1 protein-coding gene is annotated in these 766 nt (G+C 59.7%); it reads right to left on the minus strand.

What is annotated here, in order from left to right:
* Nucleotides 1-64: 64 nt before the first annotated feature.
* On the minus strand, nt 65-766 hold a 702-nt coding region (locus GY769_25255), incomplete at its 5' end, for a hypothetical protein (GenBank protein MCP4205232.1).

Raw genomic sequence — 766 nt, forward strand, 5'->3', positions numbered from 1 at the left:
GAGCAATTGGTTGTTGGGAGGACCTTGGCGGAGGATTTCCAGAGTGACGGTGCGCATCGTGAACCTACCGTGGGTCTACCAATCGAACTCCATTGCCGCTACGCTGGACGTGCTTCAGGCCGGCGGTCGCGGCTCCGTTCCGGTTGACGATCTCGACTACCGCCGGTCTCTCCAGTAACAAGCTGACGCCGTCGAAGAGGTTCTGTTCGTGCTCGAATTCTTTGACCGAGCGGCAGGCCGAGAAGATCTCGTAAACGCGCCGGAACGTATCGGAGGACTGCATCATCGAATCCGTAAGCTTGATGAGCGGGACCCAAGTGCCGCTGTTGAAATACTGGCGGCCGCCAGCCAGTTGAATCGCCTTCTCGAAATGTGTATGGCCGGTACAGATGACATCGTAGCCGCTCACATGTTCGGTAACGCGCTCGCACATTTCGTCTGTGTGATCGAGCCGGAAGTCCTTGTTGCTCACGAGCTTTTTCAGCGCTTCATAGAGGAGCTCCGAGCGGTCCTTGCCGGTCATCCAGTTCCAGATACCGCTGGCGGCGCCGAGCTGCTCGCTGGCTTCGTCGCTCTCGAGCATGTCGAGCGGGTCGATCTCCAGATCGCCTTCCAGTGTGTCGAGTAATTCGTCTCCGTTGCCACCCTGTCCGCCGCGCGCATCGGAGAAGGCTTCGCTGAGCAGTTGGTCAAGTGACTCCGAGCCGCCGACGGGCTCCTTGTCGAGAAGCGGACCCGCTTCCTCCTCCTCGCCAGCCGACAGGAA

The sequence above is a fragment of the bacterium genome, assembly GCA_024224155.1.
Classification (GTDB): Bacteria; Acidobacteriota; Thermoanaerobaculia; order Multivoradales; family JAHEKO01; genus CALZIK01.